We start from the raw sequence: 17,356 nt of genomic DNA, 5'->3' as shown, positions 1-17,356 counted from the left end.
CGTGCTGATCAACCTGCACACCCACCTCGAGGGTCGGGTCCGCCCCGAGACCGCAGCCGAACTCGCCCAGCAGTCCGGCCTCGCACCCACCATCGACTGGCGCGAGGCCCTACAGCTCCAAGCGCCGTCCAACCTCACCACCTACCTGAAGAAAGTATCGTCGTCCTACCCGTTCTTCGCGAGCCGCGAATCCCTCACGCGGATAGCCCGGGAGGCAGTCGAGGACGCACACGCCGACGGCGAGCATTACCTAGAGCTGCGCTTCGGGCCCGCCTCGCACGTACGCCATGGCTTCGGACTGGACGAGGTCATCGCCGCGGCCAGCGAGGGCGTACAACAAGGCACCGAGATCACCGGTATGCCCGCAGGAATCGTTGTTGCCGCATTGCGACTCCACGACACCGAGCTGAACAACGAGGTCGCGCACGCCGCTGGACGGTACGCCGGCCGCGGCGTCGTCGGGTTCGACCTGGCGGGCGACGAGGCCCGCTTCCCCGATCTCGAACCCTTCATGGACGCGTTCGCCATCGCCAAAGCTGCAGGACTGGGACTGACATGCCACGCGGCCGAGGCTGCGCCGGGCCAGGCAGCGATCGACGCAGTCAATCTGTTCGGCATGACCCGGATCGGGCACGGCGCGCACATTGTTGACGACCCCGATGTCCTCGCACGCTTTCAGGACCTCGGGGCCGCGGTGGAGATCTGCCCCACCTCCAACCTCTACACCGCCGCCATCACGAGCATCTCCGAGCACCCGGCACCGCGGCTACGCGCCGCGGGCGTGCCCGTCGTACTCGGCGACGACAATCCCCGCCAAACCGGATCACCGCTCAGCTACGAGTACGAGCTGCTCTCCTCTCGGCTCGGATTCGACACCGCCGCACTGACGAAACTCGACGAAGACAGCGTACGTACGGGGTTCATGGAAGAGCACACGCGCACTGAACTCGCCAACCGACTTGGTTCCGCATCAGGCAACGTTCGCCCGGAGGCGCGCGCCTGAACGACCCTGCCCCGTGGCCATCGATGATGTGGCCGCAGTGCTGCGCTGGGCGCGCCCAGGGGCGGAAGCGGGCGACAGCGCGAGCTGCCTGAAGCCACCATCTCTCCCATCCATCCGGTCCTTGCGGGGGGTGTTCGTGAGACAAGAGGTGTTCTCCGCAGAGCACGCAGCGCGCGTCTTGCCGGTCGAGCACCCTGATGGTGTAGGCGTCGAGCGGGGTTTCACCCGTCGTCGCCGCGCAGTCCAAAGGATCTTGACGGGTAAGGCAAAAATCCGCTCTGCCCGGCCTTGCCAAGGCCTCATCGCGTACCGCTGGCCGGCGTGTGCTGCGGAGTCGGCCGGGCTGGTGGGTTCTGCGGGTCAGTCGGGCCGCAGCCAGGCCTCCCCCGGCGCTGCCGCCGGCGACGATGATCTGCTCGGGATGGAAGCCCTGTTCCTGGGCGTGTTCGGCAGTCCAGACCAGACCGGCGTAGCAATCCCCGACCGGACCGGGGTGCGGGGTCTCCGGCGCCAGCCGGTACTCCACCGACACCACGGCCGCGTCCACCCCCTGGGCCAAGTCGAGCATCTCCGGGACCTGTGACCGATTGTCGCCCATGACCAGCCCACCGCCGTGTACGTGGTAGATCACTGGAACAGGTCCAGCGGCCACCGTCGGTGAGCAGATCAGCAGGGAGATATCCGGAGCGTCCTGAGGTCCTGGCACCGTCTGCTCTTCGACGGTGAAGGCGCCACCCTTGGTGAACGCCTCGTCCGGCGCAGGCTGCATACCTGGAGGGCCCTGGCGCAAGGTCGCGATCTCGGTGAGCGGCCAGCGCCAGGTCGGCCCGCATCGCAGCCGAATTCCGTCCCTTGCCCGTGTGTGCGTCCAGCAGCTCGCGCGCCAAGGAGGGGCCCCGCGCGGACCGCCTCGACACCGCGCCCGACCTCCTCCTCGGCACCCGCGTCCGCCGCCCGGGCGGGCCGGTGACCGATCACCCCGGCAGCCGGCGACGACTTGTCGGCCGCCGCCGGTTCGTAGAACAACACCCGGCATGTCCGGATCTGTGGGCTGGTGGTCCTTGCGGACATCTCCGACGACCAGCGAGGGTGAAGGAGTGGAAGATGTGGTTGTGGCCGTCTACGACGGCGTGGTGCTGCTGGACGTGGCCGGCCCGGTGCAGATGCTGCACGGATCTCGCGGCTACCGGATACGGCTCGCCTCGCTCGATGGACAGTCCGTGCGCACGGACATCGGTGCCCCCTTAGGGGTCGACCTGGCGTTGGCCGACGTCGAGTGGCCGGTCGGGACGTTGCTGGTACCGGGTTACGCACACCCCGACGGCGATCGCCCCGGCGAGGCGTTCCTGAACCGGCTGCACGACATCAGTCGGCGCGTGCGCCGGGTGGCATCGGTGTGCACGGGCGCGTTGCTGCTGGCGGAGGCGGGGCTGCTCGATGGGCGGCGCGCCACAACGCACTGGGCCGTCTGCGCTGAACTGGCGTCCCTATTCCCGCAGATCACCGTGGAACCCGACGCCATCTACGTACGTGACGGGCCGGTGGTGACCTCCGCCGGCGTCACCGCCGGCATCGATCTGGCGCTCGCCCTCGTCGAGGAGGATTACGGTCCGGAGCTCGCACGGGCCGTGGCCAAGCACATGGTCGTGTTCCTGCAACGCCCGGGCGGCCAGTCGCAGTTCAGCGTTCGCGGAGCCGTGGCCACGCCACGGCACCCCGCGTTACGCCGGCTTCTGGACGCGGTCACGGCCGATCCGGCGGGAGGGCATACCCTCGCCGCGATGGCGGACCGCGCCGCAGTGAGCGAACGGCATCTGACCAGGCTGTTCCGCCGCGAGATCGGGCTCACCCCCGGCCGGTACGTCGAACGGATCCGGGTGGAGGCGGCACAGGCCCTCCTGGAGAGCGGTACGGCGGGCGTGGACTCGATCGCCCGCACGTGCGGCTTTGGGTCTGACGAGACGATGCGCCGGGCGTTTCTGCAGGTTCTGGGCACGACGCCGACCGAGTACCGCCGGCGCTTCCGCACCTCCCACGCCATCCCGTTCACCAAAGACGTGACCGTCTCTAAGGAGACCCCATGAGCTCATTCCCGCCCCGCCGCACTGTGCTAGGCGCCGGCCTCGCCGGCGTAGCGGGTTTGGCGGTCGGTACACCGGCCGCTTCAGCCGCCGGCACCGGAGATCAGAACACTGATCTCTCCTTTCCCACCACGCGCGTGGCTCGGGCAGCCCACCGGCTGGTGACGGACGCACAGGAGCCGTACCTGCGCAACCACAGCCTGCGCAGCTTCCTGTTCGCCCGGGCGGCCGCCGCCCAGGCCGGTCGCCGCCCGGACCGCGACTACGACGCCGAGGTCATGTTCCTCATCTGCGTGCTGCACGACATGGGACTGACCGAACGCGCCGCCACCAGCCAGCGGTTCGAACTCGACGGCGCCGACTTCGCCGCCCGGTTCCTGGGGGAACACGGGATCACCGACCGCCGCGTCGACACCGTCTGGGACGGCATCGCCCTGCACACCTCCTACGGCTTCCACCAGTCGCCGGTGTTCGCCCGCCGCCGCCCGCCGGAGATCATGATCGCCCAGGACGGCATCGGCATCGACCTGACCGGCAGCCCCGACCAACTGCCCGCCGGATACGCCGAACGCGTACACGCCGCCTATCCCCGCCACGGCGGGGCCCGCACCCTGACCGACGCCATCATCACCCAAGGCCTCGCCGACCCGCGCAAGGCGCCGCCCATGACCCTGCCCGGCGAGATCCTGCACCAGCGGCATCCCGAGGCCCCCTACGCCACCTGGGACAACATTCTCGACACCAGCGGCTGGGACGACTGACGGCGACCCCACAGCCCGCCGAGCCGCTGCCGTTGTCCGGCTCCTGCATTCGACCACCTGGCGATCCATCGAAGGCTCGGTGATGCTCACCTACATCGCTTCCCTCGACCACCACGCCGCGCACGTCCCACCGCATGGCCGGCATCCCCGGCGATCAACCCCGTGTGGGCCGCGACCGTCGGCCCGCCCCTACCCCACGCGCCCGTAGCAGCACCGGCACCGCGCGGCGCTGACGTGCTCTCGCACGGCCTTCGACACCTGGAGTCGTGGCCGTCGTCCCAGACGATGGGATCGAACACGACTTGCGCGCATTTGAGCAGACCGTGGGGCCAGGGCAGGCTCGATGGTTATCTGGGGTTGTTGACCTCTCCTCGCAGGTCAAAGCGAGATGATCCTGTCAGGCACGTCAGGCACGTCAGGCACATGGCCGCTCTCCAGCATGTGCGCGGGCATGGGCCACGCGGGTGTCGAAGTTCGGCACAGCCGACGACATCCGCGCCCTGACCGCACGGTTTCGGGGCCTGCGCAGCCGCCGCCTGATCATCACCGGCGGCCCCGGCACCGGCAAAACCACCCTGGCCCTGCAACTCCTGCTGGCCCTCCTCGCCACCCGCGGCAGCGACGAACCGGTCCCGGTGATGTTGTCGATCGCCGGCTGGGACACCACCCGCCCCCACCGCCTGGAGGAGTGGGTGGCAGCCCGGCTGGCCACCATCTACCCCACGCTGCGCGCCTTCGAGTACGGCGGCGACGCCGCCCCCGCCATGCTCGCCGCGCACGGGCACATCCTGCCCATCCTAGATGGCCTGGACGAACTACCGGCGCCAGCCCGCGCCTGCTCAGCGAAGGAGGCGGCCTCGGCCTCGCCGAGGCCGCAGGCCGCGTTGGCCAACCCGACGAAACCAGCGGCCTTGGCGAAGAAGTGATCGTCACCAGCCATTTTCACCGCTCGGTGATGGTGTTCCATAGCCTGGGTACGGTGGCCGGTGTGCTCGTGCACCCTGCCCAAGGCGTTTTGCGCCAACGATTCGGCGAGGCGGTCTTCTATGTCGCGGCTGCACGCCAGCGTTCGTTCCCCGAGGTCCAGTGCTTGGTCACTTCGGCCGAGGTCGCAGTAGAGATCGGTGAGGATGACAAGGCAGTAGGGTTCGAGAGCCTGGTTCCTGGTTTGCTCGAGTCGAGGCAGCGCCCGATTGAGATATTCAAGCGCTTCGTCGAACCGTCCCTGCAGGTAGCAGACCTCTCCGAGGTTGATTTCGATGTTGCCGTCAAGGCCGCCATGAAGCTGAAGGGCCTCGGTGAGGTGGTGATACGCGGAGTTCAACTGGCCCAGCTGAGTACAAACCACACCGAGGTTGGCGTGCTTGACGCCCAGCCAGGCCAGTCGGCCATCCTGCTCATCCAGCTTGACGCCCCCTTTGAACAAGCGGGCAGCATCATCCAGTTGCCCCAGGAGCAAGGTAGGTGCCGGCGAGGTTGTTCCGGATGGACGACATGCCCTCCTTCCAGTCGCCCTGGTCGGCGAGCGAGAGGGCTTGGCTGTACAACGAGATCGCATCGGGCTGTCCTCGATGCGTATGCGCGGACGCCAGGACGAGCAGGGCTGCAGCCCTTGCTGTCGCATCGCCTTCCTCTCCGGCGACGGTGACGGCTGCCTGCGCGCAGGAGAGCCAGTCGCCCATGTTTCTTCCTGTCTAGAAATGGCTGCGCATGGCGTCGGTGAGCAGCCACACCCGCTTGACGCGGACCAGCTGAGACCGCCTGGTGGATTGCGGCGACAAGGTTGCGATGCTCGCTGGTCAGCCACGCCGCCGCCGATGGGAGATCAGCGAAAGATGCCGCTGTCACGTCGCTGCGGCTCAGGGTTAGCGGCAACCTGGCCCAGTGCGGGTGGCTTTGTTCGACGGCGGCTCGAACGCTCAGCAGATACCAGTCGTACAGCCGCTGCTTGGCCTCCGCCAGGCCCTCCAAGCTCTCCTCCGCGTGGGCACGTTCGGCGGCGTACAGGCGCAATAGGTCGTGGAACCGGTAGCGGCCGGGCGCGTATTGGTGGATCAGGTGTGCGGTGGCCAGTCGGTTGAGCTCGTCCTTCGCCTCGTCCGTGGTAGACCCGCTGAGGGTGGCGGCGGCCTCGATGGTGAAGTCCGCGCCGGGCACGACGCCGAGCAGCCGGAACACCCTCTGAGGGCTGGAAGCCCAGCTTTCGGGTCCGAGCTGGGGGCACGTGGCGAGACGTTCAGGTGGGCGTGTCTCTAGGCGGGGTGTCGCTGCTGATCGGCGGGTAGGGCGGACGGACTCGATGACCTTGTTCGGGGCGGAGATGTCGAGCTTGGCGAGCAGGGCGTATTGGGGCGGTTTCGATGAATGCGATGAGCAGGTGGGCTGACGGTTTCAGGTGCTGTCCAGATAGGCGAGTACGGCGAGCACCCGGCGGTGGCCTCCTTCGGCGGGTGGCAGGCCGAGTTTGGTGAAGATGTTGCCGATGTGCTTGTGCACGGCGTTGTCGGTGATGAACAGCCGCTTGCCGATGTCGCTGTTCCCGAGGCCTTGGGCCATCAGGGTGAGCACCTCACGCTCGCGGCCGGTGAGTGTGTCGACGGCGCTCGTGCCACCGCTCGCCAGGAGTTGGGCGATGACCTCAGGGTCCATGACAGTGCCGCCTTCGGACACCCGGCGCAGGCCGTCGACGAACTCGCTGACCCGGCTCACCCGGTCCTTGAGGAGGTAGCCGACGCCCCCGCGGCCGTCGGAGAGCAGCTCCCGTGCGTAGACCTTCTCGACGTACTGCGACAGGACGAGCACCGGCAGGCCGGGATGCGCGCGCCGAATCTCCAGCGCGGCCCTGATGCCCTCATCACGGAAGGACGGCGGGAGCCGGACGTCGACGATCAGTGCGTCCGGCCGGTGCCGGTCCACGGCCTCGACCAAGGCGGGATGGTCGGTGACGACGGCGGCGACCTCGATGCCCTTGGTGCCCAGGAGGAGTTCGAGACCCGCGGAGAGCAGCACGTTGTCCTCGGCGATCACGACTCGCACGGCAGCTCCACCGATACGGCGGTCGGGCCACCTGGCGGGCTGGTGACGATCATGGTGCCGTCGAGTGCGGCGACCCGGCGCCGGATGCCAGTGACGCCGGTGCCACGGGATTCGTCGACCCCGCCGATGCCGTTGTCGGTTACCTCGATCAGCAGCCATCCGCGATCGCGGGTGATCCGTACCTGTACCTGGGTGGCGCCGCTGTGCTTGGCGGCGTTGGTGAGCGTCTCGGCCACGACGAAGTAGGCGGCTGCCTCCACGGCGGCGGGTAGGCGGCCCAGATCGCCGAGGTCGATCTCGGCGGGCACGCCCGACCGTGTGGTGAGCGCCGCCAGCGCTCCGGGGAGTCCTCGGTCGGCGAGGATCGGCGGATAGATCGAGCGGACCACGTCACGCAGCTCCGTCATGGCCTCCTCCGTGCCCTCGTGGGCCTCGCGCAGCAGGTCGGCCAGGTCGGCGGAACCGTCGGTGAGGGACTCCCTGGCCACCCCCAGCCGCATGGCGATGGCGACCAACCTGGCCTGCGTGCCGTCGTGCAGGTCTCGTTCGATGCGGCGGAGTTCCGCGCCGTGGGCGTCGAGCACTCCCGCGCGGCTCTCGGTCAGCTCGCCGACCCGCTCGGTGAGCTGATCCTGCGCCGAGGGCTCGAGCGCCGCCAGGCACCTGCTCGCGTGGAAGGCCGCGAGCCGGGGCACCGCCCAGTACGCCAGGGCCGCGAAGCCCACGATCTGAACGGCCCCCATGCCCAGCGCGCTGCCCCAGCCGGTCACCGGGAACGCACCCAGCAGTCGCAGCGGCGCGTCGGCAGGGAACAACCACCACAGCGGAGCCGCGAACGCGGTGAACAGCACCGAGCCGACGCAGGCCAGCGCGGCGAACCCCGCCGGCACGCCGGTCACGACGTGCCGGAGCACCCAGCGGACGTCACGCCTGGTCTCCGGGTCGTCGAGCACCTGGCGCCACCGCGCGCGAATCCCCTTGCCCAGCGTCATCTGCCGGGGGGACACCTGCCTGCCCAGCAGAGCGGCGGCGCGACGGCGGTGCCACTCGGCCCAGCGCCGCAGCAAGGCCATCGCCCGGGGAAACAGGACGAGCCCGATGCCGCCGAGCCCGGTCGACAACGCCGTGGCCGCCAGAAGCGGCAGCGCCATCATCGTGGCCATCGCGGTCGGCAGGCCGAGTAAGAGATATCTACTGGCCCGCCAGGTCTTCTGCCATCTTTCCTGCACGACGTTCAGTCTGGTGCAGCGCGGCCGGTGGGCGCACTACAGCGGACTGTAGTACCGACCGGGCCGCCTGCTCCATCGTCTGCGGACCGGGGTGATACCTACCGTTCGTGGTCATGACCACACAAACGCTCCGCCGCCCCGCCGTGTCCTGGCTCAGGATCGCGGCGTTCCTGACCATCACCTTCGGCGCCATCTGGGCCACCGGAGCCGCCCTCTGGTTCGGCGGAGGTGACGTCCAAGGGGACGCGGCCACGCCCATCCTCATGATCGCGATGTACACGCCGACGCTGGGAGTGCTCGTCACAGCGTTGGCGACAGGAGAGTTGCGCCGTCCGCGCGACCTGCTGAGGGAGACGGGCGTCCTGCCGTCGCGGTCGCTGCCCCGGATGGCCGGCTACACCGCAATCGGCTTCCTCCTCGCACCGGCCCTGACGCTCGCCGCGCTGGGCGTCAGCTCGTCCGCCGGTCGCTTCGCCTTCCACGATCCGCTGCCGCTTGAGGGCCTGGCGAGCATGCTGGCCCCCCAGATCCTGATCTTCCCGCTCGGGATGGTGCTGACGTTCGGCGAGGAGTTCGGGTGGAGCTACCTACTGCCCAAACTCCTCCCGCTCGGGCTCTGGCGCGCCCTGCTGACCAGCGGCGTGATCTGGGGAGTGTTCCACGCCCCGTTCACCTTGCAGGGCTACCACTATCCCGGGCTGCCGGGCGGCCTGGCCGTGCTCGCCTTCACCATCGCGTCGGTGCTGCTCGGCGCTCTGCTGGGCTGGCTGCGCCTGGCCGCCGGCAGCATCTGGCCCGCGGTCGTCGCGCACGCCGCGGCGAACCTGATCGCCTCCGCCCTGCCCGCGCTCCTCGGAAAACCCCTGAGCGCCGCGGACACCGCCTTGCACGCATCGCTTTCCGGTTGGCCGGGCTGGCTCGTCATGGCCGCCACGATCGCCGTGCTCATCGTGACAGGACAGTTCAGGAAACTCGCGGTCTAAGTAGCTGGTATCCCCACCGCCTCAGTGATGCGCGGCGGTACGCGCCGAAACCGGGTCTGTCCAGTGAACGGCTCTGGCCCGTAATCGGTGGTGGCATTAAGTGATCATCACTGAAGCAGGATGCGGTGGCGCAGAAGGTCGAACCCGACCCGGCCGTGCATCTGGCGCATGATCCTCTTCGTGCGGGTGTTGACGCCTTCGGTGCGGCCATTGTGGTGGGGAAGGGTGAGGGCGGCGTTCACGGCGGCGCGGTCAAGCTCGATCCCGTTGGCGAAGCCGTGCAGGTGAGGTAGATCGGCGACGCGGATGGTGGTGATCCAGGTGGTGAGCTTGTTGTCGTTGCCTTCAGCCGGGTGAGGAGCGCGGCGAAGTCGCGGACATGGTGGGCGAGGTCGGTCAGCTCGGGACAGGCGGCGGTGAGCTCTTGCACCAGCCGGGTGTCGCTATCACGGAGTCGGTCGGGGTGAGTGAGCAGCAGACGTGCCAGGCGGCGCGGGGTGGTGACGGGCCGTTCTCCTTCGGCTCGGCCTTGGGTGATATAGCGGTAGAGCAGGTTGAGGCTGCCGGTGTAGCCGAGGTCCTTGATCTCACGGAACAGCTGCTGAACGGGCACGGCTGGGTCGGTGGCGCGTCGGTCGCGCAGGTGATCGCGGTAGGGATCGACGAGCGTGGGCCGGTAGCGCGGTGCGCGGCGTGAAGCCTCGGGCTTGTGGGTGCGGGCGTAGCGCTTGACGGTGCCCCGCGACAGGTTCAGGCGGCGGGCGCATTCCAGCAGGCCGACACCCTTGCCCAGCAGGTCGTGGATCTGCTCCCAGCGCTCGCGGGTGGTCCGTTCGTGGACGCCGGCGGGGCGGGGCGGGTTGACCGTGGCCCAGCAGGCGCTGTGGGAGCGAACCTCGGCGAGGGTTTTGTCGCAGAAATTCGCCCATAAGGCACTGGTGGGCCGCTGGCGAGGTGCCCGCGCGGAGCGCGGGTCCTTTTCCTGCGGCCCCCAGTCCGAACGACGCATGCGACTTTCACCGCACGTCGCTCTCCGGTGACTACTGCGTGAGCTGCGATTTCGGCTGCCCCGTGTGGATGGAGTCATGGCAGGTCCGGCAGACCACGAGGGTCTTGCGCCGTCGCCTGGCCATGAGCTCCGCCCATGCGGGTTGCGGCCGTCCCGGCCGGGCGAGGTCAGCGAGGCGTCGGACGTGGTGCACCGAGATGCCGTCGTCGGCCTTGCAGATCTCGCAACGGTTCGCCAGGAGCCGGGTGACCAGCTCTTTGTGGCGGATGGTACCCGGGACCAGGACGCGGTCGGTGATGGCCGCGTCCTTGTTGCGCCGTAGTGGAATGCCTCCGAACCGTGCGACCAGTGGCTTCCTGCCGCTGCGTTCGATTCTGGCTTCGAAGCACTTGCGCGGCCCGTGCGGCGTGGCGATGGTGGCCGCGTATTTGCGGGCCATCTTCGCCACCGACGAGCGGTGCTTGTTGGCCAGAGTCTTCAGCAGCGAGGTCTCCATGACCCAACCGAGCCGGTGGAGACGATGGACGTTCCCGGCCAGCAGGTAGTACTGGACGATGCCCCGCCACTCGGACCCGTAGGTGTTGACGATGGTGTGGTCGTCTTCATTGATCAGACGGGGCCTGCCCTCAGGTTTGCCGCGAGACAGGTAGGGGGCCTTCTTAGCCTTGATCACCGATGCCGGCACCTTGAGGCTGACGACGCCGTTGGCGCTGCGCCGGCCGCGCGTGACCTTGCGGTCGTTGTGCAGCACGGTGATCTCATAGCCGAGGAAACGCGCCGCCTGGGTGCGGGCGTGCGTGATCAGTGTCTTGTCCGCCGACAGCTCCAGCGCGAGTTCGTCGCGCAGGAACGCGGTCAGGCGAGCTTTGATCTCCTCGGCTTCGGCCTTGGGTCCGGTGAACCCGAGCAGGGTGTCGTCGCAGTACCGGACGTAGCGCAGCCGCCGGAAGCCGGGATCTTGGGGATCCCCGCTGGGCATGCTGCGCAACTGCTTGCGCAACTCCCGCGCCGTGGCGTGGTCTCCGCGCTTGTGCGCCCGGTCTCTGGCGGCGCGCACCCTGGCATAGGCGGTGTCCTGCCTGCGGATCCGCCCTCGGGTGTAGTGCGGGATCAGAACCTTCTCGACGAAGTCGTCCAGCCGATGCAGGTAGATGTTCGACAGGATCGGTGAAACGACGCCACCTTGCGGGACCCCGCTCAGCGTCGCGTTCCAGACCCAGTCCTCCAAGTATCCGGCCACGAGCATGTTCCGCATCAGCCGCAGGAACCGGCCATCGTGGATCCGCTCGGCCAGCGTCGAGAGCATGATCTCGTGATCGAAGCTTCCGAAGCAGTCGGCGACGTCTCCTTCGATGAACCAGGTCGTTCCGGTCCAGGTCTCATTCACCTTCCGCAACGTGGTGTGGCAACCTCGACCGGGACGGAAACCGTGGGACAGGTCGGAGAACGTCGGCTCGTAATAGGCATCCAGCAGGAGCCGCACCACTTCGCCGACGAGCTTGTCCGACCACGGCGGAAGGCCCAAGGGCCTGGTCTTGCCGTTCTTCTTCGGGATGTGGATCCGCTTGACCGGGCTCCACCGATACCGCTCATACCGCAGCGCCTCGATGATCGCCTCAATCTTGCCGATCGACATGCCATCCACGGTCTCCCCGGTGACCCCGGGCGTCATCGCCCCCTTGTTGGCGTAGATGCGCCCGTAGGCCAGCAGATACAACTGCGGGTTGAACAACTGCCGATATAACTCGTTCAACGGCAGGCCACGCCTGCCGCGCTCACGCAGGACACCCAGCACCGTTTCGGCGCTCTGCATTACGCATACCTCCCGACCCTGAGGTGTCCGATCACCTGGCCCCCTTCGCCCTGCGTCCGTCTCTCCCGAACTCCTTGGCCGGTCGTGACTCCGGCGACTACTACGGGGCCTCCGTCGCCATAGGACTCGCATCCCGTAGGCGATCCCATGTTCGTCCTGGCCGTACGTGACAGCGTGACGTAGGCGTCCCACTCATCTCCTTCAATGCCCTCACTGGGCATCGCCCCGCGCTCGGAAGGTGCCCAGGCCATGGCACTAAACCCGGGCAGAGCGCGGCGTCGGCTTCGGGCGTCGCTTTCCGACGGATGCGACCTTCCATCAACTGGAGATTGGGATTCAGGCAATCCAGCTTTCGCCATATCACGCGGGTCCCACGACGCGCCGCCTCCAACGCCTGAGCACGGCCGCCGCTTCAATGACATGCTGCTGTCCCCTTCACCTTTCGGATCCAGGTAAGTCATCGGACCCAGGAACCTCCTTCCAATTCCTCCCGGCTGAGCCGGGGATACGACCAGGCGCCTCATGGCGCACTGCCACCGATCCCCGACCTGCACCGCATCCGGCAGAGCACGTCGAATCGCCTCCCCGTAGGCACCTGACCCGTCCCGGCAGACGATCTCGACGCCAGGGTGCGATCGCATCCATGCCTCCAGCAGATCTGGTCAACCATGTCTCCTACACCGTCGGCTACGCCTTCGGAGGCGTGATCGTCGCGCTCACCGGGCTGTCTGTGGTCCTAGTGTTCAACGCCGCCACCTTCGTCCTGTCCGCTCTGGCGATCCTGTTCGGTGTGCGTGTCCGGCCGGCGACCGCCGGCACCGATTCGTCACCGTCCTGGCTCGGTTCCTTCCGCACCGCGACCCGCTACATCACCGCACACCCCAGGCTGCGGGTGATCATGCTTTTCACCCTCCCCATCGCCACCTGCCTCGTGAGCGCGACGCTCGCGGCGCCGTACGCGGTGCAGATCGACCACGGGACGGCCGCCGCCGGCCTGCTGATGGCCGCCACCCCCGCGGGTATCGTCATCGGACTCTGGCTCCTGCCCCAGCTGATCCCCGAACAGCGCACACCACACGTCGTGGTCCTGTCAGCCGTCAATTGCCTACCGCTGATGCTGTTCGTCGCCGTGCCCGGGGTGGCGGTCGCGGCTGTGCTGATCGCGATCTCCGGAATAGCCCTGTACTTCTGGATCCCGCTCGCCGCCGAGTTCACCCAGACCGTCCCCGACATGCGCGGGCAGGCCGTGGGACTGCTCACGACGACCATGCGTGTCACCCAGGGCATCGCCATTCTGATATTCGGGCTCGCCGCCCAGAACGCGATGTCATCTACGGTGATCGCGGCCTCTGGAGCGATCGGAACAGCCATGGTGATCGGCATGTCCGTGGCATGGGTACGGGCGAGCAGGCCTACGGGAATCGCGGTAGCACGGCGGAACGGCGATGGGGCCCCGTAGGACCGCGGCGACAGACCGGGCGGTCGCGTCCTTGGAGGACTCTGTTGGCGAATCTGGCAGTGATCTGAAGCCTATAGTGAGCCTCCCCTTGCTGGAACCTTCTCAGCGGCGGCAACTGTGGCGATTCTTTCGGCGGACGGCTCCCTGTCCCGGGTATCCGTCCAACCGGCTGGGGGTTTCCTCACTCATTGGCGATATGACCCTTGACGGTGGTCGGCGAGCACTACATCAGGTCGCAGGCGGCGGGCCTATCGGCGGTCTCACCGACGACGGTCATGTCCGGGGGCGCGTCAAGAATGATCCGGAACGACCATGCTGATGCCTTCCTGTCGTCGGCGATGAGGATCCGAATGGCCATGCCGATCACTGAGAGCGGCGCTGTGACGTTGGTCAGTGAATCCACCACAGTGCGGCAGATGGTGGTGGTCACCTCGGCCGGCGCGGTGTTAGTGAGGCAGACGGCTCCAGGCAATCTTGTCCGACTCGATCGGGTGCACTCTGACCGAGGAGATCCAGCAACCGACACAACGCAGAAACACCCATGAGTTTGTTCATGGAGCTGGACCTCGGTGCCATCTGGGCGTTCCTTGCCGTGGTAGACCACGAACATTTCACCAAGGCCGCCGCGCTTGGACATGTCCCAGCGGGCCGTGTCCAAGCGCATCGCCAAGTTGGAAGGCGACCTGGGAGTGCCTCTGCTTATCCGGTCCCGCACTGGGGTCGCGAGCCTGATGGCTCGAAGGAACCGGAATCAAGCGAGCAGCTCATGGTGTCGAGCGAGAGTGCTCCACCTCACGACAAGCCTACGAAAGGGATAGGAAAGTACAGGCCTCTAGCATCGTCGTCCAGTAGTTGAACCACGTAAGAAGGGCAATGAATGAACACGACCCGCATCGCAAAATTCATCACCGCTGTCGCAGCCGGTGCGACAGTGGCAATAATCCCAATCGGGGCATCGGCGCAGGCCAGCGAGACGGCGTCGACCTCGACGTCAGAGTCCGTCGCAGCCGTACGGCTGGGGTACTACGGCCCATACGCGGACATTAACGTGTGCGAGTCGATTCGGCGTGCCTTCGATGTGTTGTATGACACCTCTTCCAGCTGCTACTGGGAGGACTACGCTGGGCCCGGCCGGCCAGCTGGCTGGTACTTCTGGAGTTACGCTCCGTAAGGCAGATATCCGCCGCTAGTCTAAGCGGCCATGGTATTCAACGGCGCATCGGTGCAATTCGAACAGGTCAACACCACTGTTGTCTCTACAAGCGCAGGTGAGCCAGCTGTACTCGGGGCCGGTCCCTTTCGAGGCCGGGCCGCTAGGCCGTGGCCCCGAAGGGGACCCGTCGTTGGAGATACCAGGTGATATCGTCACCTGTTTGGTAGCGGCAAGTGGATGCGTGGCGCGCGAGTGAGCGGCCACCTTGTGGGCCCAGTCGAGCACGGTCGTTCGTTGTTGCCGACCTATCCGGGTTCGTCTGAATCGTCAAAAGTGCGGCTCTCTTTGAGGGAGGCGCACCCGTCCAGCGTCCTGGGTGGTGGCGAAGCGTTTATGCATGTCAAATCTGTTGATAGATCGTGGTGGCAAGATCGCTGGACGCGTCGAGGAATAGGTAGGTGGCGCCTTCGGCGATGGGGTCGCCTTCTGTGTCCTGTGCTTCCTCTAGCCTCGGGCTTTCGCGGCGAATTTCGCGCGAGTTGATCATCTACATAAGCAGATCGCTTCCGAACTGGGGATGGGACTTATCTATGCGGGCGTTTTGTCCTGAAAAGTGACATAAGGACCGTTTTGCTCCGCGCGTTGATCGCCATATCGATGTGCGCTTCGACCCACTTCGGTGTCGGATAGGCAATTCGAGGGAGCGCGGGCCGCCCGTCTGGCCCCGAAAGATCCTGTCTCATCCCAAGATGCGATACCTCGCCCTGGTTTGATCGACGGCCGGACGGCCGTCTGGCCAGCCACTTCGTCCGGCAGTACGCCAAAGGCATGACCGAACCGCGACCGTATCCCAGCGACCTGTCCGACGCCCGATGGGCGCTCATCGAGCCCGTGCTGACCGCCTGGCGCGCCGAACGCCGCTCAGGCGCCCTGGACATCGGCCGCCCACCCGAACACGACCTGCGCACCATCTGCAACGCCATCCTCTACAACCGCACCAGCATCCCCTGGCGCTACCTGCCACACGAGTACCCGCCCTGGCAGACCGCCTATGCCTACTTCGCTCTCTGGCAGAAAGACGGCATCTTCGACCAGCTCACCGGCCTGCTCCGCCGACACGTCCGCACCGCGGCAGGGCGTGACCCCGAGCCCACCGCATGCGTCATCGACGCCCAGAGCGTCAAAACCTCACCCAACGTCCCCGCCACCAGCCAGGGCTACGACGCTGGCAAGAAGATCGCCGGCCGCAAACGCAGCATCGTCGTCGACACCCTCGGACTCCTGCTCGCCGTGCTGGTCACCGCCGCCGGCATCTCCGACAGCGCCGCCGGCCTGCCCCTCCTGACCCAGATCGCCGCCACCCAGCCGGCGATCACCAAGGCCTGGGCCGACAGCGCCTACCGCACCACCGTCATCGACGGCGCCGCCGCCCTCGGCATCGACGTCGGAGTCGTCCGCAAAGACCCCGCCACCAAGGGATTCACCCCACTCCCGCGCCGCTGGGTCGCCGAACGCACTCTCGGCTGGCTCATGCTGCACCGCCGCCTGACCCGCGACTACGAAGCCCTGCCCACCCGCTCTGAAGCCATGATCCACATCGCCATGATCGACCTCATCGCCCGCCGCCTCACCGGCGAGAACACCCCCACATGGCGCGACACCTGAACCCGGAATTAGACAAGATCAAACGCCCACTAAGGTCCTGGCCGCGCCAGATCGAGATGCACGTTCCACGCGAAGCCTATCGCCTCTCACCGCACGATCACCGCCTCTGCCGACGGCACCGGACTGCTCTCCCACGCCGGGAGTCTGCTGCTCAAGACCCTGCTCGTCACCGGACTGGACCGGGCACTGTCGGTGCAACTGAAGCCCTGGTGATCAGCCCGCGCTGGGCACAACCCCGGCAAGATCATCGTCGGCCTAGTCGTCGCCGCCCTCGGCGGAGACTGCCTGGCCGACATCGTCCTGCCGCTGCACCACTTCGCCCGCAACTAGATCTGGTGCGAGCTCGTCGCCCTGGCCTGCGAACTGCTGGCCAGGATGCAACTTCTCGCCCTGCCCGGCACCGCCGCCCGCAGCTACGAGCCCAAACGCCTGCGCCTGCGACTGTTTGCGGTGGCCGGACGGCTGGTGCACGGTGGCCGCCGACTGCGCCTGCGCATCGCGGGACGAGGCGCAAGATCACGAAAGGGGGAGGCTAGGACCGTACGTCCTCAACATGGTGGGGCTGAGGCTTTGGGCCAGTAGTCCCCCACCGAGAAAGCCAGCGATCTGGGCGGACTGGATGGTGATCTGCCGAATGGACAGACCGACCACGTAGTGGTCGCCGGTCAGGACGTCGGCCAGCAGAGCCAGCTGGGCAGCCTTAAACGGACCGCTCAGTGCGGTCATCACAGCCAGCAAGACGCCCAGAACCGGCAGGGGCATACCCGGTAGCGCCATCAGCGCGACCAGCGCCGCACGCAACAGATCGACCGCGAAGATCACGTCGCGGCGCGGGTACCTGTCGCCGATCCAGCTCAACGTGAGTCCGCCCACCATGGACGGCAGATACGTCAGCGCGTACGTCAGCCCCGTCAAGGCGGCCGATGAGGTTCGCTGAAAAACCAGAACCGCGATCGCCACCCTGGCGAACTGGTCTCCTAACTGGGAGAACAATTCAGCCGACCACAACGCCCTGAATTCCGTGACCGCCAACACAGCGCGAAATGTCGCAGGCTTTTCCGATGCAACTGCCTTCAAAGCCAACTCCGTCATGTCCTGGAACCGATGCCGGAACTGCCCTCGGCATCACCCACCGTCATGGACGGTGATCGGAGCATCGGTGTT

At 67.1% G+C, this 17,356-nt stretch carries 16 protein-coding genes and 3 pseudogenes; 9 read left to right on the top strand and 10 right to left on the bottom strand.

The window, feature by feature from the left end; translation table 11 throughout:
• The first annotated feature begins 1 nt into the window (after position 1).
• A complete protein-coding gene (gene add, locus AB0C28_RS41975; protein ID WP_358081108.1) occupies positions 2-1,003 on the top strand; it encodes an adenosine deaminase in 1,002 nt (333 codons plus the stop codon).
• Here add and AB0C28_RS41970 read toward each other — a convergent pair.
• Complete coding sequence (locus tag AB0C28_RS41970) at positions 921-1,772, bottom strand: alpha/beta hydrolase (protein ID WP_358081105.1); 852 nt, start codon at positions 1,770-1,772, stop codon at positions 921-923. The two genes, add and AB0C28_RS41970, sit on opposite strands and share 83 nt — an antisense overlap.
• Positions 1,773-2,100: 328 nt before the next feature.
• On the opposite strand from AB0C28_RS41970, the gene AB0C28_RS41965 reads away from it, so the two are divergent.
• The 3 genes from AB0C28_RS41965 (at position 2,101) to AB0C28_RS41955 (ending at position 4,771) form a co-directional block, all read left to right on the top strand.
• Complete coding sequence (locus AB0C28_RS41965; RefSeq protein ID WP_357862036.1) at positions 2,101-3,087, top strand: DJ-1/PfpI family protein; 987 nt, start codon at positions 2,101-2,103, stop codon at positions 3,085-3,087.
• A 158-nt stretch (positions 3,088-3,245) separates the two neighbouring features.
• Complete coding sequence (locus tag AB0C28_RS41960) at positions 3,246-3,845, top strand: hypothetical protein (RefSeq protein ID WP_358081103.1); 600 nt, start codon at positions 3,246-3,248, stop codon at positions 3,843-3,845.
• 464 nt (positions 3,846-4,309) lie between these two features.
• Positions 4,310-4,771: an NACHT domain-containing protein gene (locus AB0C28_RS41955; protein ID WP_357862032.1), complete on the top strand. Its 462-nt coding sequence runs from the start codon at positions 4,310-4,312 to the stop codon at positions 4,769-4,771.
• A 245-nt stretch (positions 4,772-5,016) separates the two neighbouring features.
• Here AB0C28_RS41955 and AB0C28_RS41950 read toward each other — a convergent pair.
• The 4 genes and pseudogenes from AB0C28_RS41950 to AB0C28_RS41935 form a co-directional block, all read right to left on the bottom strand.
• A pseudogene (locus AB0C28_RS41950) lies at positions 5,017-5,193 on the bottom strand (tetratricopeptide repeat protein); the annotation flags it as partial.
• A gap of 88 nt (positions 5,194-5,281) precedes the next feature.
• Complete coding sequence (locus AB0C28_RS41945) at positions 5,282-5,527, bottom strand: hypothetical protein (protein ID WP_357862030.1); 246 nt, start codon at positions 5,525-5,527, stop codon at positions 5,282-5,284.
• A 709-nt stretch (positions 5,528-6,236) separates the two neighbouring features.
• Positions 6,237-6,881 carry a response regulator transcription factor gene (locus AB0C28_RS41940; protein ID WP_357862026.1) on the bottom strand — a complete coding sequence of 215 codons (645 nt, stop codon included), beginning with the start codon at positions 6,879-6,881 and terminating at the stop codon, positions 6,237-6,239.
• Entirely contained in the window at positions 6,869-8,110 is a 1,242-nt protein-coding gene (locus AB0C28_RS41935; RefSeq protein ID WP_357862024.1) for a sensor histidine kinase, read from the bottom strand. The genes AB0C28_RS41940 and AB0C28_RS41935 overlap by 13 nt, the downstream gene beginning before the upstream one ends.
• 113 nt (positions 8,111-8,223) lie before the next feature.
• Between AB0C28_RS41935 and AB0C28_RS41930 the strand changes: the two genes are divergently transcribed.
• A complete protein-coding gene (locus AB0C28_RS41930; RefSeq protein ID WP_358081100.1) occupies positions 8,224-9,093 on the top strand; it encodes a CPBP family intramembrane glutamic endopeptidase in 870 nt (289 codons plus the stop codon).
• A 107-nt stretch (positions 9,094-9,200) separates the two neighbouring features.
• On the opposite strand, the pseudogene AB0C28_RS41925 reads toward AB0C28_RS41930, so the two are convergent.
• A pseudogene (locus tag AB0C28_RS41925) lies at positions 9,201-10,024 on the bottom strand (transposase); the annotation flags it as partial.
• Positions 10,025-10,133: 109 nt separating this feature from the next.
• Positions 10,134-11,915: a reverse transcriptase domain-containing protein gene (locus AB0C28_RS41920; protein WP_358081097.1), complete on the bottom strand. Its 1,782-nt coding sequence runs from the start codon at positions 11,913-11,915 to the stop codon at positions 10,134-10,136.
• A 415-nt stretch (positions 11,916-12,330) separates the two neighbouring features.
• Here AB0C28_RS41920 and AB0C28_RS41915 point away from each other — a divergent pair, with 415 nt between their 5' ends.
• Positions 12,331-13,374 carry an MFS transporter gene (locus AB0C28_RS41915; RefSeq protein WP_358081094.1) on the top strand — a complete coding sequence of 348 codons (1,044 nt, stop codon included), beginning with the start codon at positions 12,331-12,333 and terminating at the stop codon, positions 13,372-13,374.
• A 223-nt stretch (positions 13,375-13,597) separates the two neighbouring features.
• Here AB0C28_RS41915 and AB0C28_RS41910 read toward each other — a convergent pair whose 3' ends face one another.
• Positions 13,598-13,804 carry a hypothetical protein gene (locus tag AB0C28_RS41910; RefSeq protein ID WP_358081091.1) on the bottom strand — a complete coding sequence of 69 codons (207 nt, stop codon included), beginning with the start codon at positions 13,802-13,804 and terminating at the stop codon, positions 13,598-13,600.
• 205 nt (positions 13,805-14,009) lie between these two features.
• Between AB0C28_RS41910 and AB0C28_RS41905 the strand changes: the two genes are divergently transcribed.
• The gene (locus tag AB0C28_RS41905; RefSeq protein WP_358081219.1) at positions 14,010-14,192 is read left to right on the top strand and encodes a LysR family transcriptional regulator; all 183 of its coding nucleotides are present in this window, start codon (positions 14,010-14,012) and stop codon (positions 14,190-14,192) included.
• A gap of 735 nt (positions 14,193-14,927) precedes the next feature.
• Here the strand turns inward: AB0C28_RS41905 and AB0C28_RS41900 are convergent.
• Entirely contained in the window at positions 14,928-15,074 is a 147-nt protein-coding gene (locus tag AB0C28_RS41900) for a hypothetical protein (protein WP_358081089.1), read from the bottom strand.
• 281 nt (positions 15,075-15,355) lie between these two features.
• Here AB0C28_RS41900 and AB0C28_RS41895 point away from each other — a divergent pair, with 281 nt between their 5' ends.
• Both AB0C28_RS41895 and AB0C28_RS41890 read left to right on the top strand, forming a co-directional pair.
• Positions 15,356-16,192 carry an IS5 family transposase gene (locus AB0C28_RS41895; protein WP_358081086.1) on the top strand — a complete coding sequence of 279 codons (837 nt, stop codon included), beginning with the start codon at positions 15,356-15,358 and terminating at the stop codon, positions 16,190-16,192.
• A 300-nt stretch (positions 16,193-16,492) separates the two neighbouring features.
• Positions 16,493-16,774: pseudogene (locus AB0C28_RS41890) on the top strand (transposase); the annotation flags it as partial.
• Here AB0C28_RS41890 and AB0C28_RS41885 read toward each other — a convergent pair.
• Positions 16,709-17,284 carry an MFS transporter gene (locus tag AB0C28_RS41885; protein WP_358081083.1) on the bottom strand — a complete coding sequence of 192 codons (576 nt, stop codon included), beginning with the start codon at positions 17,282-17,284 and terminating at the stop codon, positions 16,709-16,711. The pseudogene AB0C28_RS41890 and the gene AB0C28_RS41885 sit on opposite strands and share 66 nt — an antisense overlap.
• Between the last annotated feature and the right edge of the window lie 72 nt (positions 17,285-17,356).

Origin of the sequence: Nonomuraea sp. NPDC048892, from assembly GCF_040649735.1 — a bacterium.
Classification (GTDB): domain Bacteria; phylum Actinomycetota; class Actinomycetes; order Streptosporangiales; family Streptosporangiaceae; genus Nonomuraea; species Nonomuraea maheshkhaliensis.
This window is presented reverse-complemented; position numbering and strand designations above follow the sequence as displayed.